The 25,765-nt window shown below is 66.0% G+C and carries 24 protein-coding genes; 11 read left to right on the top strand and 13 right to left on the bottom strand.

The features are described 5' to 3' along the window. Window positions 1–161 precede the first annotated feature (161 nt). Entirely contained in the window at window positions 162–1,166 is a 1,005-nt protein-coding gene (ltaE, locus tag BMY06_RS01750; protein WP_065057617.1) for a low-specificity L-threonine aldolase, read from the top strand. Between the two features lie 90 nt (window positions 1,167–1,256). Here ltaE and BMY06_RS01755 read toward each other — a convergent pair whose 3' ends face one another. Beyond that, complete coding sequence (locus BMY06_RS01755) at window positions 1,257–2,603, bottom strand: MFS transporter (RefSeq protein ID WP_080180825.1); 1,347 nt, start codon at window positions 2,601–2,603, stop codon at window positions 1,257–1,259. Window positions 2,604–3,178: 575 nt separating this feature from the next. Here BMY06_RS01755 and BMY06_RS01765 point away from each other — a divergent pair. Then, window positions 3,179–5,632, top strand: coding sequence for a glycogen/starch/alpha-glucan phosphorylase (locus tag BMY06_RS01765; RefSeq protein ID WP_065057618.1), 2,454 nt, complete (start codon window positions 3,179–3,181; stop codon window positions 5,630–5,632). A gap of 121 nt (window positions 5,633–5,753) precedes the next feature. Here the strand turns inward: BMY06_RS01765 and BMY06_RS01770 are convergent, their stop codons facing one another. The 4 genes from BMY06_RS01770 to BMY06_RS01785 all read right to left on the bottom strand — a co-directional run bounded on the left by BMY06_RS01770 (window position 5,754) and on the right by BMY06_RS01785 (window position 10,193). Continuing rightward, window positions 5,754–6,176, bottom strand: coding sequence for a DUF6232 family protein (locus BMY06_RS01770; RefSeq protein ID WP_074981252.1), 423 nt, complete (start codon window positions 6,174–6,176; stop codon window positions 5,754–5,756). 189 nt (window positions 6,177–6,365) lie between these two features. Next, window positions 6,366–7,526, bottom strand: coding sequence for a porin (locus BMY06_RS01775; protein WP_065057620.1), 1,161 nt, complete (start codon window positions 7,524–7,526; stop codon window positions 6,366–6,368). A 490-nt stretch (window positions 7,527–8,016) separates the two neighbouring features. Beyond that, complete coding sequence (locus tag BMY06_RS01780; RefSeq protein WP_074981392.1) at window positions 8,017–9,156, bottom strand: succinylglutamate desuccinylase/aspartoacylase family protein; 1,140 nt, start codon at window positions 9,154–9,156, stop codon at window positions 8,017–8,019. Window positions 9,157–9,425: 269 nt separating this feature from the next. Further along, entirely contained in the window at window positions 9,426–10,193 is a 768-nt protein-coding gene (locus tag BMY06_RS01785; protein ID WP_065057622.1) for an ABC transporter substrate-binding protein, read from the bottom strand. 220 nt (window positions 10,194–10,413) lie between these two features. Between BMY06_RS01785 and BMY06_RS38360 the strand changes: the two genes are divergently transcribed. Continuing rightward, window positions 10,414–10,671, top strand: a complete 258-nt coding sequence (locus BMY06_RS38360; RefSeq protein ID WP_124263086.1) for a hypothetical protein — start codon at window positions 10,414–10,416, stop codon at window positions 10,669–10,671. Window positions 10,672–10,689: 18 nt separating this feature from the next. On the opposite strand, the gene BMY06_RS01790 is transcribed toward BMY06_RS38360, so the two are convergent. From BMY06_RS01790 to phnG, 7 genes are all read right to left on the bottom strand, one after another. Then, window positions 10,690–11,823, bottom strand: coding sequence for an alpha-D-ribose 1-methylphosphonate 5-triphosphate diphosphatase (locus BMY06_RS01790; protein ID WP_065057623.1), 1,134 nt, complete (start codon window positions 11,821–11,823; stop codon window positions 10,690–10,692). 106 nt (window positions 11,824–11,929) lie between these two features. Next, entirely contained in the window at window positions 11,930–12,715 is a 786-nt protein-coding gene (gene phnL / locus BMY06_RS01795) for a phosphonate C-P lyase system protein PhnL (RefSeq protein ID WP_110326034.1), read from the bottom strand. 13 nt (window positions 12,716–12,728) lie between these two features. Continuing rightward, window positions 12,729–13,499 carry a phosphonate C-P lyase system protein PhnK gene (gene phnK, locus BMY06_RS01800; RefSeq protein ID WP_074981256.1) on the bottom strand — a complete coding sequence of 257 codons (771 nt, stop codon included), beginning with the start codon at window positions 13,497–13,499 and terminating at the stop codon, window positions 12,729–12,731. Beyond that, a complete protein-coding gene (locus tag BMY06_RS01805; RefSeq protein WP_074981258.1) occupies window positions 13,496–14,434 on the bottom strand; it encodes an alpha-D-ribose 1-methylphosphonate 5-phosphate C-P-lyase PhnJ in 939 nt (312 codons plus the stop codon). The genes phnK and BMY06_RS01805 overlap by 4 nt, the downstream gene beginning before the upstream one ends. Then, complete coding sequence (locus BMY06_RS01810) at window positions 14,431–15,525, bottom strand: carbon-phosphorus lyase complex subunit (RefSeq protein ID WP_074981260.1); 1,095 nt, start codon at window positions 15,523–15,525, stop codon at window positions 14,431–14,433. Before BMY06_RS01810 ends, BMY06_RS01805 begins: the two co-directional genes overlap by 4 nt. Beyond that, window positions 15,525–16,205 carry a phosphonate C-P lyase system protein PhnH gene (phnH, locus tag BMY06_RS01815; RefSeq protein WP_244144338.1) on the bottom strand — a complete coding sequence of 227 codons (681 nt, stop codon included), beginning with the start codon at window positions 16,203–16,205 and terminating at the stop codon, window positions 15,525–15,527. Before phnH ends, BMY06_RS01810 begins: the two co-directional genes overlap by 1 nt. Beyond that, window positions 16,202–16,699, bottom strand: a complete 498-nt coding sequence (gene phnG, locus BMY06_RS01820) for a phosphonate C-P lyase system protein PhnG (RefSeq protein WP_074981263.1) — start codon at window positions 16,697–16,699, stop codon at window positions 16,202–16,204. The genes phnH and phnG overlap by 4 nt, the downstream gene beginning before the upstream one ends. A gap of 259 nt (window positions 16,700–16,958) precedes the next feature. Here phnG and phnF point away from each other — a divergent pair, with 259 nt between their 5' ends. The 4 genes from phnF (at window position 16,959) to BMY06_RS01840 (ending at window position 20,086) form a co-directional block, all read left to right on the top strand. Next, on the top strand, window positions 16,959–17,714 hold the full coding sequence (gene phnF, locus BMY06_RS01825; RefSeq protein WP_065057629.1) for a phosphonate metabolism transcriptional regulator PhnF: 756 nt from the start codon (window positions 16,959–16,961) through the stop codon (window positions 17,712–17,714). Then, window positions 17,711–18,478, top strand: coding sequence for a DUF1045 domain-containing protein (locus BMY06_RS01830; protein ID WP_074981265.1), 768 nt, complete (start codon window positions 17,711–17,713; stop codon window positions 18,476–18,478). Before phnF ends, BMY06_RS01830 begins: the two co-directional genes overlap by 4 nt. Then, window positions 18,475–19,050, top strand: a complete 576-nt coding sequence (gene phnN, locus BMY06_RS01835) for a phosphonate metabolism protein/1,5-bisphosphokinase (PRPP-forming) PhnN (RefSeq protein ID WP_074981267.1) — start codon at window positions 18,475–18,477, stop codon at window positions 19,048–19,050. The genes BMY06_RS01830 and phnN overlap by 4 nt, the downstream gene beginning before the upstream one ends. A 142-nt stretch (window positions 19,051–19,192) precedes the next feature. Beyond that, window positions 19,193–20,086, top strand: coding sequence for a LysR family transcriptional regulator (locus BMY06_RS01840; protein WP_065057632.1), 894 nt, complete (start codon window positions 19,193–19,195; stop codon window positions 20,084–20,086). Window positions 20,087–20,144: 58 nt separating this feature from the next. Here BMY06_RS01840 and BMY06_RS01845 read toward each other — a convergent pair whose 3' ends face one another. After that, on the bottom strand, window positions 20,145–20,969 hold the full coding sequence (locus tag BMY06_RS01845; RefSeq protein ID WP_074981269.1) for an IclR family transcriptional regulator: 825 nt from the start codon (window positions 20,967–20,969) through the stop codon (window positions 20,145–20,147). Window positions 20,970–21,623: 654 nt separating this feature from the next. Between BMY06_RS01845 and cyoA the strand changes: the two genes are divergently transcribed. From cyoA to cyoD, 4 genes are read left to right on the top strand one after another with little or no spacing between them, the layout of a single operon-like run. Then, a complete protein-coding gene (cyoA, locus tag BMY06_RS01850) occupies window positions 21,624–22,517 on the top strand; it encodes a ubiquinol oxidase subunit II (RefSeq protein WP_065057633.1) in 894 nt (297 codons plus the stop codon). 6 nt (window positions 22,518–22,523) lie between these two features. Then, window positions 22,524–24,527 (top strand): cytochrome o ubiquinol oxidase subunit I, encoded by a 2,004-nt coding sequence (gene cyoB, locus BMY06_RS01855; protein WP_065057634.1) that lies wholly within the window; start codon window positions 22,524–22,526, stop codon window positions 24,525–24,527. 3 nt (window positions 24,528–24,530) lie between these two features. Beyond that, a complete protein-coding gene (cyoC, locus tag BMY06_RS01860; RefSeq protein ID WP_065057635.1) occupies window positions 24,531–25,142 on the top strand; it encodes a cytochrome o ubiquinol oxidase subunit III in 612 nt (203 codons plus the stop codon). Continuing rightward, the gene (cyoD, locus tag BMY06_RS01865; RefSeq protein WP_065057636.1) at window positions 25,143–25,460 is read left to right on the top strand and encodes a cytochrome o ubiquinol oxidase subunit IV; all 318 of its coding nucleotides are present in this window, start codon (window positions 25,143–25,145) and stop codon (window positions 25,458–25,460) included. It begins immediately after the preceding gene. Window positions 25,461–25,765 lie beyond the last annotated feature (305 nt).

Raw genomic sequence — 25,765 nt, forward strand, 5'->3', positions numbered from 1 at the left:
CGGCGCTCGGGCGCCGCGCTTTCTCCTCCCCGCTTTTCCCTCCGCGTTCCCTGCCGATTTTTCGCGCGGTTGCCTCGCCGCGCCGTTTGAAAATACACTCGATGATTCCACGCCGCGCGGCCTGAGCGCGGCCACCACGAGGACTTCGAGGACTTCATCGCATGATCGATCTGCGCAGCGACACCGTCACCCGCCCGGGCCCCGCCATGCTTGCCGCCATGACCCGCGCCGAAACCGGCGACGACGTCTGGGGCGACGACCCCACCGTGCTGCGCCTCCAGGCGCGCGTGGCAGAGCAGGCGGGCAAGGAAGCGGGCCTGTTCTTCCCGAGCGGCACGCAGAGCAACCTCGCCGCGCTGATGGCGCATTGCGGACGCGGCGACGAATACATCGTCGGCCAGCTCGCGCACACCTATAAGTACGAAGGCGGCGGCGCGGCGGTGCTCGGCAGCATCCAGCCGCAGCCGCTCGATAACGCCGCCGACGGCTCGCTGCCGCTCGAGCGCATCGCCGCCGCGATCAAGCCGATCGACGACCACTTCGCGCGCACGCGTCTGCTGGCGCTCGAAAACACCATCGGCGGCAAGATTCTGCCGCCGGCCTATGTCGCCGAGGCCACGCAGTTCGCGCACGACCGCGGACTCGCGACGCACCTCGATGGCGCGCGCGTGTTCAACGCGGCGGTCGGCTCGAATCAGCCGTTGCAGGCGCTCACGGCGGACTTCGACTCGGTGTCGATCTGCTTTTCGAAAGGGCTGGGCGCGCCGGTCGGCTCGGTGCTGGTGGGCAGCCGCGCGCTGATCGAGTCGGCGCATCGCTGGCGCAAAGTGCTGGGCGGCGGCATGCGCCAGTCGGGCGTGCTGGCGGCGGCGTGTCTCTACGCGCTCGATCATCACGTCGAGCGTCTCGCCGACGATCACGCGAACGCCGCGCGCCTCGCGGCTGGGCTCGCGCAGATCGATGAAGTGAAGGTGATGTCGCACGCCACCAACATGGTGTTCGCGCAGTTTCCGCAGGCCGACTGCGCGCCGCTCGAAGCGTGGCTCAAGGAGCGCGGCATCCTCACGCAGATGCTCTACGCGTCGCGCTTCGTCACGCATCTGGACGTGAGCGCCGCCGATATCGACACCTTCGTCGACGCCGTGAAGGCGTACTTCACGCGCTGATCCAGCCGGGCGCGGGTTGCGCAACCCATCGCGCAACCCGTCTCGCAACCTTCCACGCGCGCGCCGCGTCAGCGCTTCACCGGCCCCGCGCTAATGCCCCGCGCGGTGCGACGGCGCGAACAGGCGCAAGCCGCTCACGATGCTCGCCGCCGCCGAGAACGCCGCGCCCAGACCGAGCGCGAGCGTCGGGCCGCGCGAACCCACGATTCCGAAACACAGCGCCACGAGCGCCGCGCCCGTGGTCTGCCCGAGCAGACGCGAGACGGCGATGGTGCCGCTCGCGCCGCCGCTGCGCTCGGGCGGCGCGGCGGCCATGATGGCGCGCAGGTTCGGCGACTGGAAGAAACCGAAGCCCGCGCCGCAGATCGCCATGCGGATCACGATGTCGGGCACGCTCGGATGCACGGGCAGCATCGCCAGCGACGCCATGCCCGCCGCGAGGATCGCCAGGCCGATCGCACCGAGCAGGCCCGGCGGATAGCGGTCCGACAGCCGCCCGGCGATCGGCGCGGCGGCGGCCACCACGACCGGCCAGGGCGTCATCAGGAAGCCGGTTTCGACCTGGCTGCGCATCAGCACGGTTTCGAAATAGAACGGCAGCGAAACGAACGCGAGGCCTTGTGCCGCGAACGAGCAGACCGCGGTCAGCGAAGACAGCGCGAACACGGGCCGCTTGAACAGATCGACGGGCAGCATCGGCGCGGGATGGCCGGCTTCGCGGCGGATCAGCAGCAGGCCGAACACCAGCGCGATCACGGCGGCGATGCCGACTTCGCGCAGCGGCGCGCGCTGCGCCGCCTCGCCGAGCGCGAAGATCAGCGCGGCGAAGGTGACGAGATTGAGCAGCGCCGCGAGCGGATCGAAGCTGTGCTTGCCGCGCGCGGTGTGCGGCAGCGCGGGCATCGCGAAGACGAGCGCGAGCGCGCCGAGCGGCACGTTGATCGCGAACAGCCACGGCCACGTGCCCGCCGAGAGAATCAGCGACGCGACGGTCGGGCCCACGGCGAACGACACGCCGACGATCAGCGCGTTCATGCCGAGACCGCGTCCGAGCCGGTGCGTCGGATAGAGGAAGCGGATCAGCGCCGTGTTGACGCTCATGATCGCGCTCGCGCCGAGGCCCTGCAGCACGCGCGCCGCCGCGAGCGCACCGAGCGTGGGCGAGACCGCGCAGGCGAGCGAGGCGACCGTGAAGATCGCCAGCCCCGCAATATAGATGCGCCGATGCCCGAGGATGTCGCCGAGCGCCGCGAGCGGCAGCAGCGTGGCGACCATCGCGAGCTGATACGCGTTGATGATCCAGACCGAAGCGGCGGGCGCCGCGTGCAGATCGGTGGCGATGGCGGGCAGCGCCGTGTTGGCGATCGCGGTGTCGAGCGTCGCGAGCGCGACGGCGAGCATGATCGCGGCCATCGCACGGCGGTTTTTCGCCGACATGGGCTCGTCGGCGCGCGGCGTGGTGTCGGGCTGCGCGGTGTGGGTATCGGACAAGGCGGCGGTCTCGGGCGAATCGAAGGGCAAGCGCAAGGCAGGCGCGCGCGACGCGCGCTGGTGCAATTGTTACAGACGCGGCGCGTTCGTGCAGCGCCTGCTTCAAAGCGTGAGGTGCTTGTAAGGCGGCGCGGTGTGCATTTTTGGCGTCGGGATTTTTGCGCCTCGAATGTCGTCGTCCGGCTGATGGAACGCAACTAACAGCCAAACTGGCCGCGTCCGCCCGAGTCGCCCGTCTCGCGTGCCGTGAGCGCTCGTGCAACGAGGCGAACCAGGCGCGTTTGCGATGGCGCGCCGCCGCACGCGATCTCAAAATGTCCTAATCTGCAAACTGATCTGCGCCCGCGGGCCAAGGTGAGGATGCGGCGCGAGGCGAGTCACGCAGGCTCGCGTGCGCCTCGCCCTGCATCGGTCCGCGTACCCGGCGTGCACCCGAACGGTGCTCGCGCGCAGCCCCTGAACGAACGCGCGCCGCCGCATCGACATGCAACGCGGCGCGTCGCTTTTCCGGGAGGCATTCGATGACAGCAGTCGGTCTTGAGTTCGACCAGTTGAAGAGCAGCGCCGATGCGCTGCGCCGTTCCATCTCCAATCGCCTGATGTACGGCGTCGGCAAGGACGCCGTCACGGCGGCGCCGCAGGACTGGCTGCACGCCGCCGCGCTCGCGGTGCGCGACCGCCTCGTCGAGCGCTGGATGATCACCACGCGCCGCCAGTACGACCAGGACGTCAAACGCGTCTATTACCTGTCGATGGAATTCCTGATCGGCCGCACGTTCTCGAACGCGCTGCTCGCGCTGGGCATCCATGATCAGATGAAAGAGGCGCTCGCCGACGTCGGCGTGGATCTCGATTCCGTGATCGACCTCGAACCCGACGCCGCGCTCGGCAACGGCGGTCTCGGCCGTCTCGCGGCGTGCTTCCTCGACTCGATGGCGACGCTCGGCATTCCGGGCTTCGGCTACGGCATCCGCTACGACTACGGCATGTTTCGCCAGCAGATCATCAACGGCGAGCAGGTCGAAGCGCCCGACTACTGGCTGCGCTCGGGCAATCCGTGGGAATTTCCGCGCCCCGAGGTGCAGTATCCCGTGCACTTCGGCGGGCGCACCGTGCAGCGCGACGGCCACGTCGAGTGGATCGACACGCAGCACGTCAACGCGATGGCCTACGACACCGTGATTCCCGGCTACGCCACGAGCGCGACCAACACGCTGCGCTTGTGGTCTGCGCGCGCCGACGAGGAACTCGACCTTTCGGCGTTCAACAAGGGCGATTATCAGCGCGCGGTGGAAGCGAGAAATATTTCGGAGAACGTATCGCGTCTGCTCTATCCCGACGACTCGACGATGGCGGGTCGCGAGCTGCGTCTGCGTCAGGAATACTTCTTCGTGTCGGCGACGATGCAGGATCTGATCCGTCGTTATCTGCGCACGCACAGCACGTTCGGGCGCTTCTCCGACAAGGTCGCGGTCCATCTGAACGACACGCATCCGGTGCTGGCGATTCCCGAGTTGATCCGCCTGCTCGTCGATATCCATCACATGCCGTGGGACGAGGCGATGGGGCACATCAAGCGCGTGTTCTCGTACACGAATCACACGCTGATGCCTGAAGCGCTGGAAACCTGGGACGTCGAACTATTGGCGCGCCTGCTGCCGCGTCACCTCGAAATCATTTTCGATATCAACGCCGCGTTTCTGCGCGAAGCGAGCGAGAAAGGCACGCACGATCTCGACTTCATCCGCCGCATTTCGCTCGTCGACGAATACGGCCAGCGGCGCGTGCGCATGGCGTATCTGGCGATCGTCGCGAGTCACAAGGTGAATGGCGTCTCGAAGCTCCATTCGCAACTGATGACGCGCGATATTTTCGGCGACTTCGCGCGGCTCTATCCCGAGCGCTTCACCAACGTCACGAACGGCATCACGCCACGCCGCTGGCTCGCGCAGGCGAGTCCGCCGCTGGCCGCACTCGTCGACGAAACCATCGGCACGCGCTGGCGCACCGATCTGTTCGAGTTGGGCGCGCTGCGCAAGCTCGCGGGCGACGCGGCGTTCGAAACCGCGTTTCGCGCGGCCAAGCGCGAGAACAAGGTGCGCCTGATCCGCCGGCTCACGGCGCGCACGGGGCTGTCGTTCAATCCCGATGCGCTGTTCGACATGCAGGTCAAGCGCATCCACGAATACAAGCGGCAGTTGCTGAACGTGCTGCATGTGATCACGCGCTACAACCGCATTCTCGCGGAGCCCGAGCGCGACTGGGTGCCGCGCGTGGTGGTGTTCGCGGGCAAGGCGGCGTCGGCGTATCGCATGGCGAAGATGATCATCCGCCTCATCAACGACGTGGCCGAGAAGATCAATCACGATCCCGTGGTGGGCGACCGGCTCAAGGTGACGTTCGTGCCGAACTACGGCGTGAGCGTGGCCGAAGTACTGATTCCGGCCGCCGATCTCTCCGAGCAGATTTCGACGGCGGGCACCGAGGCGTCCGGCACCGGCAACATGAAGCTCGCGCTCAACGGCGCGCTGACGATGGGCACGCTCGACGGCGCGAACATCGAGATCCGCGACGCGGTGGGGCCGGAGAATATCTTCATCTTCGGGCACACGTCCGATCAGGTCGATGCGCTGCGCTGCTCGGGTTATCGCTCCCGTCAGGTCTACGAAGAAAACGCCGAGCTGCGCACCGTGCTCGACCAGATCCGCACGGGCTTCTTCTCGCCGGGCGATCCGGCGCGCTACACGGATATCTTCCACACGCTCGTGGATTGGGGCGATCACTACCTCGTGCTGGCCGACTATGCCGCGTTCGTCGAGGCGCAGGAGGCCGCCGACCGCCGCTTCGTCGACGTGCCGGGCTGGACCGCGAGCGCGATCGAGAATGTCGCGGGCATGGGGACGTTTTCGTCGGATCGGGCGATTGCCGAATATGCGCGCGACATCTGGCACACGCGGCCGATCGATCTGGAGTGACGACGCGGGCGTGGCCGGAAAACGGGTAGCTGGCGGGAGAAGCTGGCTGGGTGCGCGGGCCGCTTATTGTTGCCAGGGGCCGCGCGGTGTGCGGATCGGGTGACTGCTCAGGCGCCGCCGCTCAGGCTGCCGGCGCGGCGCCGGGTGCAGTGGGTGCGGCGGGCGCTGCTGGGGCGTCGGCCTTCGCGGCGCGCACGGCCTGTTCGACGCGTTCGAGGAAGGCGCGGTCGCCGCTCGTGACGGCTTCGCGCGGCGCGCCGCCCACCACCACGATCAGGCGGTGCGAGACTTCTTGCCAGATCCACGCGAGCCAGCCGACCACGATCAGCATCACGCCGCAGCCGAGCGCCGCGCCCGCGCCCCAGACGCCGCCGGCCGCGGCGATGGCCACGCCGATCAGCGAGATCACAATGGGCACCACGCGGCTGCGCTCAACGGTGACGATGCGGGTGTCTTCGATGTCGCGCATCGCGATGACCTGACCGGCGGCGGACAGCGAGGTGCGAGTGACCGTCACGGCCGCTTCGTTGAAAGGAAGTTCCATCGATTCGAATGCTGCGAGTGGAAAGGCCGCAGCGTACCAGAAGCGCGCGCGCGGCGGCAGGTCCTGTGCTGCCGCAGACCGCGTGCGGAGCGCGAGAAGCGGCTGTACAAAAGAGAAAGGGCGTCCCGAGGGACGCCCTTTTTTCGCGCGCGCACCACGCCCGCAAGGCGGGCGCGGCGTCGTGCGTGCTTAGAACTTGTGGCGGATGCCGACGCGAACGGCGAGCTGGTTCTGCGAACCCGAGCCCGACGGCGCGAAGATGCTCGACGACGAATCGCCGATCTGCGCCTGCACCGGCGTGCCCTTGTACGAGCCCGACGCGTCTTCGAAAGCGACCAGGCCGTAGACGTCCGTGCGCTTGCTCAGCGCGTAGTCGACCGAACCGTTGACCTGGTTCCAGTGCGCCGTGAAGAGGCCCGAAGCGCGCGAGTACGTGTAGCCGACCGCGCCCGTCAGGGCCGGCGTGAAGGCGTACTTCACGCCTGCTTCGTACGCGTTGTACAGCGTCGACGAACCCGTGATCGGCTCGAAGCGCGTGTTCGTCCACAGCAGCCATGCCGTTGCCGGGCCGAACACGTAGCGGCCGCCGAAGCCGAACGAGCGCAGGTCGCGGATCGCGCTGACGGCCGTGCTGACGTTGGCGAGCGAGGTCGAGAACGTCGTTGGCGATGCGGCTGCCGGGTACGTGATGTCGGCGTATGCGCCGCCGATGCTGAACGGACCGTACGCGTAGTTCGCGCCGAAGCTGTAAGCGCGCGACGAAGCCGTCGTGCTGCCCGACGGTGCGCCGGCGAACGACGTCGTGTTCGAGAAGCCATACAGGCCGCCGAACGTGAAGCCCGAGAAGTTCACGCTCTGGAACTTGACCGCGTTGCTGATACGGCTCGACGTGAGCTGGTCGACGTCGTTGACGTGATACGCCCAGTTGCCCGACACCGTGTTGCCGCCGGTCGAGTACAGCGAACCGAGGATGTCCGTGTTGAACGAGTATTGACGACCGAACGTCAGCGAGCCGATGTTGTTTTGCGTCAGACCGACGTAGGCTTGACGGCCGAACATCGAGCTACCCTGGCCAGCCGTGCCGTTGCCGCTGTTGAAGCCGTTTTCGAGCACGAAGATTGCCTTGAGGCCGCCGCCCAGGTCTTCCGAGCCGCGCAGGCCCCAACGGCTGCCTTGCGCCACGCCGTCACCGTACTGGAATGCCTTCGAGCTGCCCTTCGTCGCGTTTTGCGTGTGATTGATGTAGCTCACGCCTGCGTCGATCAGGCCATACAGGGTCACGCTGCTTTGAGCGTGGGCCGCGCCCGCGATGGTTGCAAGGATAGCGGTGGTCAGAATTTTCTTTTTCAACTGTTGCTCCGGATGAAGGAAAAGTATGTGCCGGCCTCTTTTGGGCCGGTCTGTGCGACGCGCTGCAATTTAAGGGTCGAGGACGAAAGGATTGTGACAGTAAGGAAATGCCACATGAATGTCGCTACTCTGTGGCGTAAATGCGACAGCGGGCTTGCCGACGGGAGCAAACGGCGCAAATCGAGCGCTGGCGCGGCTCGCGAGGCGATAGGAAAGAAAATCCGGGCAAAAAAAGCGCGATTTAGCGCGTTATAAAATTTTCTGCTTTCAACGATTGGATTTCGTATATGGATCGCTTTTTATGGTGGTTTTATTGGCGAATCCATTCGATTTATCGACGCAGGGAATGAGTCGCGCGTGGCGTGTTTTATCGACTTCATGAAGTTGGGATTGCGAAATAATCCGTAAAACGATCTGCCCGGCAATGGAGATGGACGTGTGCAGTCATGGCTCATCGGTGCGATGAGCCATGACAAAACGGCGAGGGGAGTTACAGCGAGAGCAGCGAGCCCGTGCGGATCGGCGTGTCGCCGGCGATGCGCGCGACTTCCATGCCGGCCGTCGCAAAACGCGCGCTGTGACGCGCGTACATCACGCCGCTCACGCTGGTGTGCAGCGTGACCAGCTCGTCGGTGAGCGGATCGACGATATCGGCGACCGGCGCGCCCGCTTCGAGCCATGCGCCGCATTCGGCGCGGAACACGATCACGCCGCTTGCCGGCGCGACGATCGGCTCCGTACCCGCGAGCGGCGTGGCCGGATGCGCGAGCGGCGGCAGCGGGGCGGCCGCGCCGGCAATCACGCCGCGCGCGGTCAGATACTCGACGATCGCCTGGGCGTCGTGCTCGGCGAACTCGTGCGAGACGTCGCGCTGGCTGCGCAGTTCCACTGTCACCGAAATCGAGCCGTGCGGAATCGGGAAACGCTCGCCGAAGCGCTCGCGCAGCTCGCTCCAGCAAAAGCTGTGAATCTCGTCGAACGGATTGCCGATCGAATTCAGCGCCAGCAGCGACGCCTTGGCGTCCAGATAGCGCGCGAGCGGCTCGACTTCCGGCCACAGCTCCGGGTTCGTGTAGATGTGCATCGCGGCTTCCCAGTCGCAATGCAGGTCCAGCACGATGTCGGCGTCGTAAGACAGGCGTTGCAGCGCGAGGCGTTGCGAATCGAGTTCGGTCCTCGGCTGCTGCGCCGCGAGCGCCTCGCCCATCGCGTGGCGGATGGTCTTGAGGTTCGTGGCGGCGTCCGTGCCCAGGCGCGCCTCGATGTGCGGCAGCACGAGCGCCGTGAGGTCGTGGAAATTGCGGTTGAAGTTCTGCGCGGTGTTCGATTCGAAGCGGCCCACGAGATGACCGAGCCAGTGCTGGTTCAGGCCGATAGGATTCGCCACCGGCACGATCACGATCTCGCCGCGCAGGCGTCCGGCGGCTTCGAGCGCGGCGAGCTTGCGGCGCAGCGTCCACGAGACGAGCATGCCGGGCAGTTCGTCGGCGTGCAGCGACGACTGGATGTAGACCTTCGGCGCGCCGGTCTGGCCTGCGGACGGATCAGCCGCCGGGCCGTAGTGGAAGCTCGCGATCTGTCGCGCGGTACCGAGCGCGGGTGCGATCAGCGGATGGTTGCGGGTTTGCATGATGAGTGCGTGCGACGCGGTTGAGCGCGAGGCGCGTTCGGAGTGGCAGTAGGTTTGGTCCGCGGGCGGACCGGTGCCCATGATCTTAGCCGATATGCGCGGTGGGCTGAATCGGGGTGCGGCGTCGCGTGTGGACTGGCCGATGCGTGGCCTTTGCCGGATCTTCGCATCGCTGCGCGCGCCGCAAAGCAAAAAGCCCAGACCGAGGTCTGGGCTTTTTCCATCTTGCGGACCGCACGGCGGCGGTCGCAAGAAGGGAACGGCGATGCTTAGTTGCCGTACACGTCGAAGTCGAAGTACTTGGCTTCGATCTTCTTGTACGTGCCGTCCTTGATCATGTCGGCGATGGCCTTGTCGATCTTCGCCTTCAGGTCGGTGTCTTCCTTGCGCAGGCCGATGGCGGCAGCGCCCGTCGGGATTTCCTTGCCCGCGAACTGGAAGCCCGCGCCGCGCGGGGTCTTCAGGAAGCCGAGGTCGGCTTGCACTTCGTCTTGCAGCGCGGCGTCCAGACGGCCCGAGATCAGGTCGGCGTAGACCTGGTCCTGGTTCTGGTAAGGCACCACGTTCACGCCCTTCGGCGCCCAGTTTTCCTTGGCGTAGGTTTCCTGGATCGTGCCTTGCTCGACGCCCACCGACTTGCCCTTGAGCGAGTCAGCCGTCGGCTGGAAGCTCGTGCCCTTCTTGGCGACGAGGCGCGTCGGCGTGTTGAACAGCTTCGCCGAGAACGCGATCTGTTCCTGGCGCTGCGGGGTGATGGTCATCGACGAGAGCACGCCGTCGAACTTCTTCGCCTTCAGGCCCGGAATCATGCCGTCGAAATCCTGCTCGACCCACACGCACTTCGCGTTCATGCGCTTGCAGATTTCGTTGCCGAGGTCGATGTCGAAGCCGACCAGCTTGCCATCGGGTGCTTTCGATTCGAACGGCGCGTAGCTCGCGTCGACGCCGAAGCGCACGGTGGTCCAGTCCTTGGCTTGGGCGGCACCGGCCGAGACGGCCAGCAGGGCAACCGACAGGGCGGCAAGCAGTTTCTTCACTATGTGTACTCCTCGTATGGTTCAGGGCGCGCGGCGTGCGGTCGTGCCGCCGCCGTGCTGTGTTCCGGCGCGGCTCGCGCTGGAACTGTGGTGGCCTCGCACTTCACGTTTGAGCGTGTTGCGAGCGGCGCCGCAAAGCTTACCCGGTCAAAATTGCTGCGTCGCTAGTGAAATACCGGATGGCGGGCGAGCCAACGCTCTAACGGTCGCCGGCGAATCGATGACGCTGGCCGCAAAGCCTTGCTGGACAAGGCGCGCGGCGTATCGGCGCAAGACCGCGGCGCGCGTGCGGGAGCGCGATTGCGATGCTCTGCCGCAACAGTCGGATGATTGCGCGAGCACCGATACGGCGCAAGGCGCGGTACCTGAAGGGAAGTTGAAATCGAAACGACGGCGCGCCGTTGGCTTGATCGACAGCCTCAGCGCGCCGTTACTGCAACGCAGCAATCTTGCGGCTTCTACTTCAATGCATGCTTAAAGCGTGCTCACCACGCGCTCACACCACGCGCTGCCCCGCGCGCCACGTCGCGCGCGGCACCGGCAGCGCATCGAGCATGGTCACGCGCACGAAGTCGGCGCGCAGGCCTGGTTCGATCGCGCCGCGGTCGTGCAGACCCGCCTTGCGCGCGGGCTCCCACGACACCGTGGCGACGGCGCGCGGCAGCGTCCAGTCGGCCTTGGTCACCAGGTCGAACGCGGCGGTCAGCAGGCTCGACGGCACGTAGTCCGACGAGAGGATGTCGAGCAGATCCGCCTGCGCCAGTTCGAGCGCCGAGACGTTGCCCGAATGCGAGCCGCCGCGCACCACGTTCGGCGCGCCCATGATGGTGGCGATGCCGCGCTGCTTCGAGGCTTCGGCGGCGAGGCGCGTGGTCGGGAATTCGGCCAGCACGATGCCTTCTTCCGCGGCCTGCTCGACGTGCTCGATCAGCGTGTCGTCGTGGCTCGCGAGCGGAATGTTGCGCGCGCGGCAGCGCCCGACGATCTCGCGGCGGTGCGCATCGGCGTAACGCTCCTGCTCGGTTGCCATTTCGGCGAGCAGGTTGTCGGCGTGCTCGTCGGTCCATTTGCCGTGGCGCTCCTGAAAGCGGCGCCACTGCGCGCGGTCGTGCCATTGGCGCTGGCCGGGCGTGTGGTCCATCACCGAGGCGAGCCGCAGCAGCGGATGCGCGCTGAGCGTATCGAACAGCTCGATCACGTCTTCGGTGGCGATCTCGCAGCGCAGATGCAGGAAGTGATCGGCGCGCAGCAGCTTGCGTTCGGTGAAACGCGACAGCGCGGCGGCGCTCGCAAGCTGCACGTCGCGGCCGCGCACGCCCACGGAAAGACGCGTGCCGATGGCGAGCGCGTCGAACACCGTGGTGATGCCCGCGGCGGCGATCTGCGCGTCGTGGATCACGAACGCGGCGTCGATGTTCCACTGCACGCCGGGACGCGGCGCGAGGTGTTTTTCGAGGTTGTCGGTATGCAGTTCGACGAGGCCGGGCAGCAGGAAATCGCCTTCCCAGTCTTCGGCTTCGGGCGCGGCGCTCGTGCCGCGCGACAGCTCGCGGATCATGCCGTCTTCCACGCGCAGCGTGCCGGTGAATACGTCGTCTCGCGTCACGATGCGAGCGTTGGTGATCAACATCGTCGGGCTCCGGAAATCAGGTCGTCATCAGGTTGGGACGCGTGCGGCGCACAGGCTTCAGTGTGCGCGCGGCGCGTGACACAGTGCAGTTTCTTCGCGTCGTTTTTCAGGCGACGGCGTGGGTTTCCATCCCGGCTTGCAGGCCGATCGGCGCGCGCGGCGCGGCGAGCGTCAGCACGCGCGTGGCGACGCGCTCGCGCGTGTCCTCGTCATGGAACACGCCGACGATCGCCGCGCCGCGCTCGCGCGCCTCGACGATCAGTTGCGCGACGACGGCGCGGTTTTCCGCATCGAGCGACGCCGTGGGTTCGTCGAGCAGCAGCACGCGATGCTGCGCGATCAGTCCGCGCGCGATATTCACGCGTTGCTGCTCGCCGCCCGAGAACGTGGCGGGCGCGAGCGGCCACAAACGCTGCGGCACGTTCAGGCGCGCGAGCAGCTGCGCGGCCTGTTCGCGCGCTTCGTCTTCGTCGACGCCGCGTGCAACCAGCGGCGCGGCCACGATATCGAGCGTGCTCACACGCGGAATCACGCGCAGGAACTGGCTGACGTAGCCCACCACGTTGCGGCGCAGACGCAGCACGTCGTGAGGTTCGGCGCCCGTGATCGCCAGATGCTGTTGCGGCAGCGCGTCGTCGCGGATCGCGATGGTGCCGCCGCTCGCGAGATAGTTGCCGTAGAGACAGCGCAAAAAAGTGCTCTTGCCCGCGCCCGACGGGCCGACCAGCACGACGCATTCGCCGCGTTCGACATCGAGCGACACGCCCGCGAGCGCCTCGATGCCGATGCCGCCCTGGCCGTGCAGCGTGAAGGTCTTGCGCACGTCTTCGGCGCGCAGCATGAGCGCGGGGCGCTCGGCGAACGCGCGCGCGGATGAGGGATTGAGTGTCATCGTGTTCACCATCCTAGACCGGCAGCACCGAGGCCACCAGCGTCTGCGTATAGGGATGCTGCGGGTCGTCGAGCACCTGATCGGTCAGGCCCGATTCCACCACCGTGCCGCCTTGCATCACCATCAGACGATGCGCGAGCAAACGCGCCACGCCGATGTCGTGCGTGACGATCAGCACCGAAAGATGCAGCGTGGTCGTGAGCGTGCGCAGCAGGTCGAGCAGGCGCGCCTGCACGGAGACGTCGAGGCCCGCGGTGGGCTCGTCCATGAACACGAGGCGCGGACCGGTAACGAGATTGCGCGCGATCTGCAGACGCTGCTGCATGCCGCCCGAAAACGCCGACGGTAGTTCGTCGATGCGCGTGGCGTCGAGTTCGACGCGCGACATCCATTGCTGCGCGGTATGGCGGATCTGTCCGTAATGACGCGCGCCCACGGCCATCAGCGGCTCGCCGATATTGGCGCCCGCCGAAACGCCCGCGCGCAGTCCGTCGCGCGGATTCTGCTGCACGAAGCCCCATTCGGTGCGCGCGAGCAGACGGCGCCGCGGCTCGGAGAGCGTTCGCAGATCGAGCGTCTCGCCGTTCACGTTCAGGTAGTTCAGCGCGCCGGAATCGGCGGCCGTGCGCAGCGCGAGCGTGTTGAGCAGCGTCGTTTTTCCCGAGCCCGATTCGCCGACGATGCAGAGCACCTCGCCGGGATACAGGTCGAAGCTCACGTCGCGGCAGCCGTTCTTGCCGCCGAACTGTTTCGTGAGCCGGCGGGCGCTGAGAAGCGGCGTCATGCGTGTTCTCCCGGTTGAACCGCTTTCTCGTCCAGTGAAGACGATTCGGCATCCTGATGTTCGCGTCGATCGTGGCAATAGTCGCTGTCCGAGCAGACGAACATGCGCTTGCCCGCATCGTCGACGATCATTTCATCGAGAAAACTTTCGCGCGAGCCGCACAGCGCGCACGCGTGCTCCCAGCGCTGCACCTCGAACGGGTGATCGTCGAAATCGAGCGATTTCACCGGCGTATAAGGCGGAATCGCGTAGATGCGGCGCTCGCGGCCCGCGCCGAACAATTGCAGCGCGGCATTCATGTGCAGCTTCGGATTGTCGAACTTCGGGATCGGCGAAGGCGAGGTCAGATAGCGGCCGTTCACCATCACGGGATAGTCGTAGGTGGTCGCGATGCTGCCGTGCTGCACGATGTCCTCGTAGAGCTTCACGCTGATGAGTCCGTAATCGGCGAGCGCGTGCAGCTTCTTGCACTCGGCCACGCGCGGCTCCAGGCGGTACAGCGGCTCAGGCATCGGCACCTGATAGACGAGAATCTGCTTCTCGGTGAGCGGCGTTTCGGGAATGCGGTGGCGCGTCTGCACGATGGTCGCTTCGCGCGTGCGGCGCGTGGTGGCCACGCCCGTCGTGCGCGCGAAAAAGCGGCGGATGTTCACGGCGTTGGTCGTATCGTCGGAACCCTGGTCGATGACCTTGAGCGTGTCGTTCGCGCCGATGATCGCCGCCGTCACCTGAATGCCGCCCGTGCCCCAGCCATACGGCAGCGGCATTTCGCGCGAGGCGAACGGCACCTGGTAGCCGGGCACCGCCACCGCTTTGAGCAGCGCGCGGCGGATCATGCGCTTGGTCTGCTCGTCGAGATAGGCGAAGTTGTAGCCGTCGGCGGCCTGGGTTTCGTGCGAGGCGAGCGCCGTGTCGAACGTATCGGGAGCGTTCATGCGGCTTCTCCTTCGTGCTGCGCGCGCAGGCGGCGCACGAGTTCGAGTTCGGACTGGAAATCCACGTAATGCGGCAGTTTCAGATGCTGCACGAAACCCGAGGCCTCCACGTTGTCGCTGTGCGAGAGCATGAATTCGATGTCCTGGGTGGGCGAGGCGAGCGTCTCGCCGAGTTCTTCCGCACGCAGCGCGCGATCGACCAGCGCCATCGCCATCGCCTTGCGTTCCGCGTGGCCGAACGTGAGGCCGTAACCTTGCGTGAAGGCGGGCGGCACGTCCTTGCTGCCTGCGAACTGGTTGATCATCTGGCACTCGGTCAAATCGATTTCGCCGATCTCGACCGCTTCGCCCAGTTCGTCGAGCACCATTTCCACGGCCACCGAACCGAAGCGGATCTCGCCCGCAAACGGATGCGAATGTGCGTAGCCGCGCTGCGTGGCGTAGCCCATCGCGAGCAGAAAGCCTTCGTCGCCGCGCGCGAGGTTTTGCAGACGCACCGAGCGGTCGGCGGGAAACGACAGCGGTTCGCGCGACAGATCGCCGGGTTCGGCGGCGTCGGGCGAGGCCGTTTCCTGTTCGATCAGCCCTTCCTTGTCGAGCAGCGTGACGACGCGCGGCATCGGCTCCGATTCCTGCTGTGGCTGTGCTGGCGAAATTGATTCGGTATCCGTATTATTATCGTCTTCCGCGAGCAGCGCGAAGTCAAGCAGACGCTGCGTGTAATCGTAAGTCGCGCCCAGCACCTGGCCGCCGGGCACGTCCTTGAAGGTCGCGGAAATGCGGCGCGCCACCGCCATGTTTTCCGTTTCCACCGGCAGCGTATAGCCGAAACGCGGCAGCGTCGTGCGATACGCACGCAGCAGGAAGATCGCTTCGACGAGATCGCCCGCGGCCTGCTTGATCGCGAGCGCGGCGAGTTCCTCGTCGTAGACCGAGCCTTCGGCCATCACGCGCGCCACGGCGAGGCGCATCTGTTCGCGGATCTGCGCGACGCTCAACTCGGGCACGGTCGTGTCGCCACGGCGTGCCTTGTCGAGCAGACGCCATGATGCTTCGATCGCGCGCTCTCCTCCTTTGACGGCGACGTACATCAGTTCACCTCCACGCGGGTCGTGCGCGGCAGGCCCATGAGGCGGTTGTCGCAGACGAAATAGAAGTCGATGCCGCACGGAAAGCGCGACGCGAGCGCGGCGCGTTCCTGCCAGAAACGCGCGGGCAGTCCGGCGGGCGCGATGGTGTGCGTCGATGCGATGCCGGGGCCGCGCAGCGTGAGCGGCGCGCCTTCGGTCAGCGAGTCGACGCGCACGAACACGGTGGCCGATTGCTCCGGCGACTCGGGCGTGCCGCTCGCGAACGCGTCGAGCGGCGGCAGTGCGGCGGCGTCGTGCACGTAGGCGAACGCGGCTTCGCGCGCCGTGTCGGCGAGCGGCGCGTCGGCGTGAAAGCGCAGCGCGGCGGCGAGCGCGGCGTCCGGCTGCGCGAGCCAGACCGGCGTGGCGTAATCGGCGAGCGTGAGCAGGGCCGCGAAGGCGGCGAGGCCCGCGCGGTCGTGCGGTTGCGGCTGCGATTGCGTCGATTGCGTCGATTGCGCCGATATCGCGGAAGCGGCGGCGGGCAGCGGCGTGTCGATCACGCCAATCGTGCCGGGACGCGCGAGCGCGTCGAGCAGCGTGCGGAACACCGTTTGCGTGTCGTGGACCGGATCGGCGAAACCGGGCGCGAGCGCTTCCAGCATCGCGTGGGAGTGCGTGTGTGTCAGAGCGTCGTTCATGCGTCGCCTCGAACCATCGTGAAGAACTCGACCTTGGTGCTGGCCGCTTCGTCGCGGCGCTCGGCGCGCTGCGCCGCGAGGCGTTGCGCGAGCGGCGCGATCAACTCGGCATGGAGTTGCGCGTGGCGAGCGGGCTGTTGCAGGAGCGCGTCGGCGAGCGCGGCCAGTTCGGCGCGGCGCTTGTCGCGGCCCAGATGGCAGGCGACGCCGATCGTGGCCGCCTCGCCGTCATGCGCCCGCAGCCGCAGCGTGGCGCGCGTGACCGTGGCCTCGCCGAGATTGAAGGCATTGCCGGTGCCGCCGACACGTCCACGCACCATCGCGAGACCTGTCTGGGGCGGCCGCAGCCAGTCGTAGGCAGGCGCCGGAGCGCCGCCGAGGGCGCGGGCGAGCGCCGTTTCGAGCTCGGCGCGCGAGGTGCGCGCGAGCACCGCCATCCAGGCGCGCCGGGCGGGGGAGCCGGCGGCGGAGGGCGGGGCGGAAGATGCGTTCATCGGAGTTCCTGTGTCGAGAACGGGAGGATCATTTCAGACCACGACGGATGACTGCGCGAATCACTGCGACTGCGGGAAATCTGGCGCCACTTTCTTGCCGGATCGAGGCTAGACATTTGAGCATCTATTCATCTAAACGTCTAGACGTTTGGTCGTACAGTCGACCCGATCCGGCGTACGGGGCGTTTTCATATTTCCATCACGCCTTGCGCACTACAATGCGCAAAACGGTATTGGAAACCAGAGGAATGACAGCACCATGACATCGAACGACGAGGCGGCGCACAGCACGCTCGAACGCGGCGCGGGCGTGGCGGTGTGGCGGCAGATCGAGCAGATTCTCGCGGCGGAGATCGCGGCGAAGGGTTTCGGAGAGGACGGCCGCCTGCCGAGCGAAGGCGAACTGGCGCGGCGTTTCGACGTGAATCGCCACACGGTGCGGCGCGCGATGCTGGGCCTCGCGGCGCTCGGGCTCGTGAGCGTCGAGCAGGGGCGCGGCACCTTCGTGCAGCCCGGCGCGATCGACTACAGCATCGGCAAGCGCACGCGCTTTACGGAGAATCTGCAGCGTCATCAGCATTCGGCGGTGGGGCGGCTGCTCGCCTCGTCGCGCGTGAAAGCCGATCCCACGGCGGCGAAGGCGCTCGGGCTGCGTGCGGGCGCGCTGGTCTATCGGCTGGAAACGCTGCACGAGTCGGACGGCGTGCCGCTCACCTACGCGCGCAGCTGGTATCCGGCCGCGCGTTTCGCCGATCTGCCCGCCGTCATGGAGCGCGTGGACAGCACCTCGAAGGCGCTCGCCGAATTCGGCGTGACCGACTATCTGCGCAAGTGGAGCCGTATCGGCAGCGTGCTGCCCGAGCCGGAAGTGGCGCGGCGGCTGAACATCAATCGCCAGCAGCCGGTGCTGTGGGTGGAAAACGTCGACGTCGATCTCGACGGCACGCCGATCAAATACGGCATCACGCACTTCGCGGCCGATCGCGTGCAACTGATGGTGGAGCACGACCTATGAGTTCGCTCCAGGCGTTGCGGGCCGCGACGCTCGCGGAGGAAAGCTGGACCGGGTCCACGCGTTTCGCGCTCTATTACGCGCCGCCGCGCGAATCGGCCTGGTGGCGCGCGGGCTGTGCGTGGCTCGGACGCGATCCGGAAAGCGGCGAGACGCTGACGCCGCCGCTGATCGACGGACTGGCGAGGCCGCTCGATGCGCTCACTGCCGCGCCGCGCCGCTACGGCTGGCACGGGACGCTGGTGCCGCCGTTTCGTCTGGCCGCGGGCGTGACGCCCGAAGCGCTGTGCGCCGCGGTGCAGGCGTGGGCCGCCCGGCGCGCGGCGTTCGAGGTGGCGGCGGAAGCGGCCACGCTGGGCCGCTTCGTCGCGCTGCGCGCCGCCGACGAACGCGGCGCGGACGCCTTGCGCGAACTCGCCGCCGACGCGCTGCGCACGCTCGCTCCGTTACGCGCCACGCAGACGGCCGCCGAACTCGCGAAACGGCTCGACGCGCCGCTTACGCAACGTCAGCGCGAGTACGTCGAGCACTGGGGCTATCCGTATGTGTTCGACGAATTCCGCTTTCACATGACGCTCTCCGATTCGCTTCCCGATTCGCTCGACGACAGCGACACGCGCACGCAACTCACGCAGGCCTGGAACGCGCGGATGCGTGACGCGGGCGCGCTGCCCGTGCATGGCGTGGCGCTTTATGTGGAGCCGCGACCGGGCGCGCCGTTCGCGTTGTGGCGGCGCGCGGCCTTCGCGCCGGGAGGACGCGCATGACCATTCCGACGACACCACTCGCGGCCACACGCCTGATCTATGTGATGGGCCCGTCGGGCGCGGGCAAGGACACGCTGCTCGGCTATGCGCGCGCGCGTCTCGCGAGCGAAGGCGTGGTGTTCGCGCATCGCTACATCACGCGCGAGGACGGCGGGCCCGAGAACCACATCGCGCTGACCGATGCCGAATTCGAATCGCGTTCGAAGCGCGGCCTGTTCGCGCTGCAATGGCGCAGCCATGCGCTGCGTTACGGCATCGGCGTGGAAATCGACCAGTGGCTGGCGCTCGGCTGCACGGTGGTCCTGAACGGCTCGCGTGCCTACGTGGCCGAGGCGCTCGCGCGTTATCCGCGCATGACGCTCGTGCATGTGGAGGCCGCGCCGCACGTGCTCGCCGCGCGCCTCGCTTCGCGCGCGAGAGAGACGCCCGAGCAGGTCGCCGCGCGGCTGGCGCGGCGCGCGCCGTTCGACGTGCCCGAGAGCGCGTCGCTCACGCGCATCGACAACTCGGGCCGTCTCGACGAGGCGGGCGCCGCCTTCGTGCGCGCCGTGCAGCGGGTGGCGCTGGACTAGCGCTCGACTAGCGCGGCATCGTGCGGGCCTTGAACGGCGGGTGGCGTGCGTTGCGGTGCGCGTTATTTTTGGCCGCCCCAGAATGGCGTGAGAAGATGCAGGCGACCCCGCGAATCAAGCGCAAACCCCAACGAGAACGCCCTTGGACCGTTTCCAGGAGATGCAGATCTTTACGCGCATCGTCGACCGCCGCAGCTTCACGCAGGCGGCCGAGGATCTGAACCTGCCGCGCGCCACCGTCACCAATTCGATCAAGCGCCTCGAGACCCGTCTCGGCGTGCGTCTGCTCGAACGCACCACGCGCCACGTGAAGCCCACGCACGACGGCGACGCCTACTATCAACGCTGCACGCGCCTGCTCGCCGACCTAGAGGAAACCGAGGAAGCGTTCCGCGAGACCGACCCGCAAGGCCGTCTGCGCGTGAACATGCAGGAGACGCTCGCGCGCTACTTCGTGATGCCGCGTCTCGGGCAGTTTCTCGCGCGTTATCCGCGCGTGGAGCTGTTCATCGGCTCGGGCGATCATTTCGTGGATCTGGTGCGCGAGGGCATCGACTGTGTGCTGCGTGCGGGCGAGCTGGCCGATTCGTCGATGGTCGCGCGGCGCGTGGCGCTGCTCGAACAGGTGACGTGCGCGAGTCCCGCGTATCTGGAACGTCACGGCGATCCGGCGTCGATCGATGCGCTGCTCGACGGCCATCAGGCCGTCAACTATCTCTCGCCGGCCTCGGGGCGCGCGCATCCGCTCGAATTCGCGTTGCCCGACGGCGTGCGCAACATCACGCTGCCCGGACCGGTGGCGGTGAACGGCGCGGAGTTGTACACGGCGGGCGCGGTCGCGGGACTGGGGCTCGTGCAGGTGCCGCGCTATCGCGTGCGCGAGCAACTGGCCAACGGCGAGCTGTGCGTCGTGCTGGCGGATCAGCCGCCGCCGCCGATGCCGGTGTCGGTGCTGTATCCGCAAAGTCGGCAACTGGCGCTGCGCGTGCGCGCGTTCGCCGACTGGCTCGTGCAGGCGTTCGCCGACGCGGGTTGAGGTCGAGGCGGCTTGACGCCGAAGCGCGTTGAAGTCGAAGCGGCGCCGCCGTGGCGATTCAGGTGCGCCGCGAAACCATGCCGGAGACGCGCTGCGCGGCTTGCTGAAGCGGATCGAGGAAGGTCTTGACCATCTGCTTCGCGCTCGTGCGCTGGGCGTTGCCACTGATGTTCATCGCGGCGATCACGCGGCCCTGGCGGTTGCGGATCGGCGCGGAAATCGAAATCAGCCCGCCTTCCAGTTCCTGATCGACGATCGCCCAGCCCTGCGCGCGCACCTGCGCGATGATCTTCTTGAGCTCGTCCTTGTCGGTGACGGTGCGCGGCGTGTGCGCATAGAGCGGCGAGGCGCCGAGCGTGGCGTCGAGCGCGTCGTCGTCGAGCGCGGCCAGCAGCACGCGGCCCATCGACGTGCAATAGGCGGGCAGGCGGCTGCCGATCGAGAGGTTGATCGTCATGATCTTGTGCGTGGGCACGCGCAGCACGTAGACGATTTCGGTGCGGTCGAGCACCGCCGCCGAGCAGCTTTCGTGGACCGTGGCCGAGAGTTCTTCCATGACCGGCTCGGCCAGATTCCAGAACGGCATCGAAGTGAGGTACGCGAAGCCGAGGTCGAGAATCTTGGGCGTGAGCCGGAACAGCCGGCCTTCGGCCTCGACGTAGCCGAGCGTCTGCAGCGTGAGCAGGATGCGGCGCGCGCCCGCGCGCGTGAGGCCGGTGGCGGCGGCGACGTCGGTGAGCGTCTGCTCGGGGTGCGCGGCGTTGAACGCCCGGATCACGGAGAGTCCGCGCGCGAACGACTGCACGTAGGAGTCGCCCGGCTTTTCGGGCGTGTCCGGCTGCTCGTCGGAACGGTCGGGCGAGGCGCTGGTGGCGGAAGTCATGGCGTCGTGGCGTCGGATCAAGGGCGGGAGGCGGCGCGTGGGTAACCCATCACGATAGCGCAAGCGCATTGTTTCGCCAACAGACATAGGGAAAAGCTGCGGCGGCTTGACGCGAGCATGCGGCACGTCCACGCATTTTATCCGTAGATTTGATTTAGCTCAATTTTTGAGCCGAATAAGCACATTGACGATATTTTCTCCGCGCGATATTGCGAAGTTTTTATCGGATAAATGAATTGCCGGCGTGATTAACTCGGCTAATTAAATCGACGCCGGTAATCGGGCGTTTTTTCCGAATTCAGGGCGAACCGAATGGGTCGCATTCAGGCCGCGCCGGGTGGGCATCCGGCTCGCGTCGGGTGATTGCCTGGATGGCGTCGAGCGCCGTCTTTGCGCCCAGGCAGGCGGGCGCAGCCCCGCGCCCGCGCCGCCTTCAAGGCAAGAAAGCAAATTGAAAGATATTTGCGTCTTTCCGTCGCGCCTGGCCGGGCGAGATTTGTCGCATTTGATAAACCTTGGCGAGGATCAAATTTTCGAATAGTTCCTTTCCGTAGAATTTCGCCAAATACGATACGGGTGCATTTTGCATAGCGGTTTTATCGCGAAGCGAATGTGTGAAGCGTCGAAAGTGGTTCAACGGAAAATCAGGCAATTATGAAGAGAAAGGCCTTCAAAAGGTGGTTAATCCCCCTCGGCAGCGGGCTGCTCGTCTCCCTCGCGGGATGTAGCGGCAACATGGTTCTGCTCGATCCCAAGGGCAGCGTGGGCGTGGCCGAAAAAGAACTCATCGCCACGGCAACATGGGCCATGCTGCTCGTCGTGGTGCCCGTCATCCTGCTGACGCTCTACTTCGCCTGGCGCTATCGAGCGTCGAACCGCGACGCCACCTACGCACCCAAGTGGGCGCACTCCACCGCGATCGAAGTGGTGGTCTGGACCATTCCGGCCATCATCATCCTGTTCCTCGCCATCCTCACGTGGAAGACCACGCACGAGCTCGACCCCTACAAGCCGCTCGAGTCGAACACGAAGCCCATCAACGTCGAAGTCGTCGCGCTCGACTGGAAATGGCTGTTCATCTACCCGGACCTCGGCATCGCGTCGGTCAACCAGCTCGCCGTGCCGGTGGGTACGCCGGTGAACTTCCGCATCACGTCGGATTCGGTGATGAACTCGTTCTTCATCCCGCAACTGGGCACCCAGGTCTACGCGATGGCGGGCATGCAAACGCGCCTGCACCTGATCGCCGACCATGCGGGCGACTACGCGGGCATCTCGTCCAACTATAGCGGCCGGGGCTTCTCCGACATGAAGTTCCGCACGATCGCCACGAGCCAGCAGGACTTCGACGCGTGGGTCCAGAAGGTCAAGGCGTCGCGCGCCGACCTCACGATGGACCAGTACGCGAGCGTCGCGCAGCCGCAGGAAAAGGCGCCGGTGGCGTACTTCTCGACGGTCGACCCGAAGCTCTTCAACAACATCATCGCGAAGTACAACAACGGCCACGTCACGAATTTCAGTGACCCGTCGTGCGCGACCAAGGGGTAAGCAGGCATGTTCGGCAAACTTACATTAGAGGCGATTCCATTCGATCAGCCGATCATCATGGGCGCGGCCGCGTTCATGGCGCTGATCGTGCTCGCGGTGTTCGGCCTCGTCACCGTGACGGGCAAGTGGAAGTATCTGTGGAACGAGTGGTTCACGAGCGTGGACCACAAGCGCATCGGCGTGATGTACATGATCGTCGCCGTGCTCATGCTCGTGCGCGGCTTCGCCGACGCGGTCATGATGCGTATCCAGCAGGCGCTGGCGTTCGATGCGCCGGGCTATCTGCCGCCGCACCATTACGACCAGATCTTCACGGCGCACGGCGTCATCATGATCTTCTTCATGGCGATGGCGCTCATGGTCGGGCTGTTCAACATCGTGGTGCCGCTGCAGATCGGCGCGCGCGACGTGGCGTTCCCGTTCCTGAACTCGCTGTCGTTCTGGATGACGGCGATCGCCGCGATCCTCATGAACCTGTCGCTCGTGATCGGCGAGTTCGCGCAGGTGGGCTGGCTCGCGTATCCGCCGCTGTCTGAGTTGCAATACAGTCCAGGCGTCGGGGTCGACTATTACATCTGGGCGTTGCAGCTCTCGGGCGTCGGCACGCTGATCACGGCGATCAACTTCTTCGTCACGATCATCAAGATGCGCGCGCCGGGCATGAGCCTGATGAAGATGCCGGTGTTCACGTGGACCGCGCTGTGCTCGAACGTGCTGATCATGGCAACGTTCCCGATCCTCACGATCGCGCTCGCGCTGCTCGGCCTCGACCGCTACGTCGGCACGCACTTCTTCACGAATGACGGCGGCGGCAACCCGATGGTGTATCTGAACCTGATCTGGGCGTGGGGCCACCCCGAGGTGTACATCCTCGTGCTGCCCGCGTTCGGTATCTATTCGGAAGTCATGGCCACGTTCTCGAAGAAGCCGCTGTTCGGCTACAAGACGATGGTCTACGCCTCGTGCGTCATCATGATTCTCGCGTTCCTCGTGTGGGCGCACCACTTCTTCACGATGGGCTCGGGCGCCGACGTCAACGCGTTCTTCGGCATCATGACCATGATCATCGCGATCCCAACGGGCGTGAAGATCTTCAACTGGCTGTTCACGATGTATCGCGGCCGCATCGAATTCACCGCACCCGTGCTGTGGACCATCGGCTTCATGGTCACCTTCTCGATCGGCGGCATGACCGGCGTGATGATGGCCATCCCGGGCGCGGACTTCGTGCTGCACAACTCGCTGTTCCTCGTGGCTCACTTCCACAACGCCATCATCGGCGGCGTGGTGTTCGGCTACCTCGCGGGCCTGCACTACTGGTTCCCGAAGGTGTTCGGCATCAAGCCCAACGAGAAGCTCGGCAAGGCGTCGTTCTGGTGCTGGTTCGTGGGTTTCTACGTGGCCTTCGTGCCGCTGTACGTGCTCGGCTTCATGGGCGCCACGCGCCGTCTGAACCACTACGACAATCCGGCATGGCATCCGCTGTTCATCGTGGCGGCCGTCGGCGTGGCGATCATCGCGCTGGGCGTGGTGTTCCAGGTGCTGCAATGGGTGATGGCGTTCGTGAACCGCAACAAGGCGGAATGCCAGGACGTCGATGGCGATCCGTGGGGCGCGCGCACGCTCGAATGGTCGATTTCGTCGCCGCCGCCGGTCTACAACTTCGCGGTCATCCCGCAGGTGCATGACATCGACGCCTTCACGCACATGAAGGAAACGGGTCGTGGCCTCGGTCTCGCGGCGAAGTACCAGGACATCCATATGCCGTCGAACACGGCGTCGGGTTTCCTGATCGGCATGTTCAGTCTGGTGCTGGGCTTCGCGGGCATCTGGCACATCACGTGGCTCGCCGTGCTCGCGCTCGTCGCCATCGTCGTGACGGTTGCGGTGCATAGCTTCGGCAAGCACGACGGCTACTACATTCCGGCCGCCAAGGTCCGCGAGATCGAAGAGAAGCGCCATCGCGCGGCGGTTGCCGCCGAGCGCGAAATGGAAGCGCTGGAGGCTTAAACAATGTTACAGAAAACTCATACGGCAACGCTCGCCGATCTCGATCACGACGATCATCCGCCTTCGAACTCGGTGTTCGGCTTCTGGGTGTACCTGATGACCGACTGCATTCTGTTCGCGTCGCTGTTCGCCACGTTCGGCGTGCTCGGCCATCAGTTTGCGGGCGGCCCCACGGGCAAGGACCTGTTCAAGATCGGCGATGTCGCGGTCGAAACGGCGGCACTGCTGCTGTCGAGCATCACCTACGGTTTCGCGATGCTGGCCGCGCACCGCCGCAAGAGCGGCGCGGTGCTCGGCTGGCTGGCGGTGACCTTCGTGCTCGGCCTGGCGTTCCTCGGGCTCGAACTCAACGAGTTCTCGCACCTGATCGCCGAAGGCGCGGGTCCGCAACGCAGCGCGTTCCTCTCGTCGTTCTTCGCGCTGGTGAGCACGCACGGTCTGCACGTGTTCTTCGGCCTCGTCTGGATGGTCGTGTTGATGGTGCAGGTGATGCGCCGTCCGCAACTCGACGATCAGGCGATCCGCCGTCTCACGTGCCTCAGCCTCTTCTGGCACTTTCTGGACGTGGTCTGGATCTGCGTGTTTTCTTTTGTCTACCTCGGGAGCGTGCTCTAAATGGCTCATCCTCAAGCAGAAGCCCATGGCAGCCTCAGCAGCTATGCAACCGGCTTCATTCTCTCGGTGCTGCTGACCGCCGGCGCGTTCGGCATCGTGCTGCACGGTTCGCTGGACGCCAGCACCGCCCTGATCGCAATCGCCGTGCTGGCCTTCGTGCAGGTCGTCGTCCACCTCGTGTTCTTCCTGCATCTGAACTCGTCGGGGCAGGGCTGGAACGTGTTGTCGCTCGCCTATACTGTGCTGGCCGCTGCGTTCCTGATCTTCGGCACGATCTGGGTCATGCATAACGTCAGCATGAACATGATGTCGCGCTAAGCGTCATCGCGCGCGCCCCGTCCGGCGCGCAGGCACTTCCCGCAACGGCCGCACAGTTCTTTGATCTGTGCGGCCGTTGCCGTTTTGTCTGCGCTTTATGGACCGGATGCGCGCTTGACACCCGCGCGCCGCGACGCCTATCATGGGCGCCAAATGTTCGATTATCGACCATGAGTTCGCATATCGAACATCACGCACGAGGACGTGCGCGTTCGATCCCTCCTTTTCGCCCGCGCAGTCCGTCTATCTCAATCAGCTTGACATGAGATTCGGGTCGAGCCGCCACGCTCGCGCCGGGATCGACA

The sequence above is a fragment of the Paraburkholderia tropica genome, assembly GCF_900109265.1.
Taxonomy (GTDB): Bacteria; Pseudomonadota; Gammaproteobacteria; order Burkholderiales; family Burkholderiaceae; genus Paraburkholderia; species Paraburkholderia tropica.